The organism is Ruminiclostridium hungatei (assembly GCF_002051585.1).
Classification (GTDB): Bacteria; Bacillota; Clostridia; order Acetivibrionales; family DSM-1351; genus Ruminiclostridium; species Ruminiclostridium hungatei.
The window spans coordinates 1-732 of sequence record NZ_MZGX01000083.1 but is presented as its reverse complement, the minus strand read 5'-3'; the positions used below and the strand labels follow the sequence as shown (position 1 = coordinate 732).

At 40.4% G+C, this 732-nt stretch carries 1 tRNA gene and 1 rRNA gene; both read right to left on the bottom strand.

The features are described 5' to 3' along the window. Positions 1-390: 390 nt before the first annotated feature. Positions 391-466: transfer RNA gene (locus CLHUN_RS21650), tRNA-Ala, on the bottom strand. Positions 467-666: 200 nt separating this feature from the next. After that, positions 667-732 (bottom strand): 16S ribosomal RNA (locus tag CLHUN_RS21645); the annotation flags it as partial.

Here is a 732-nt window from a genome sequence, read left to right as displayed (position 1 = left end):
TTTTCCGTGTACTACTCGCTTCTACCAATTTTATTATCGATTTTCTTCGATATCATCAGTTCTTCTAAAGTGATTGTCTTAACAATCTAATGAGTTTGGAACTCTCGTTCCTTTATCCTAAGAGTCGCATTTCCAACGTAAACTGCTTTACGTGTCAAATGTCACTTTCGTGCCATTTGCATGTTACCCTTATTTTATAGCCAACTTCCGTTGGCTTTGAATCTCTCGATTCATATCGGTTCTCATCTTCTTAAAACGTATTTCATTTGAATTTCAAAAATCCTATTGAATTCTTTACATCCATCTGAAACGCATTCTTCGATACATTATTCAGTTCTCAAGGTTCAAACGAACCACAGGTTCGCTATTTTTTCTTTGCTTTCGCAAAGTTGGTGGAGATAATGAGAATCGAACTCATGACCCCCTGCTTGCAAGGCAGGTGCTCTCCCAGCTGAGCTATACCCCCAAATTAAAAACCATAGCTATTTCTCTATGGCCAAAGTCTTCCTATAGACTCTGAAAACTAAACAGTGACAATTGTAAAGAACTTGTAAGACAATGTTTTCCGGTCGCTGCGAGCTTCGCTCAAGCTGCTTCCTTCATTGTCTTCGACCTAAAGATACGATTCATCTCAAACCTTCGTCTGCTTGAATCCTGTCTCCTTAGAAAGGAGGTGATCCAGCCGCACCTTCCGATACGGCTACCTTGTTACGACTTCACCCCAATCATCGG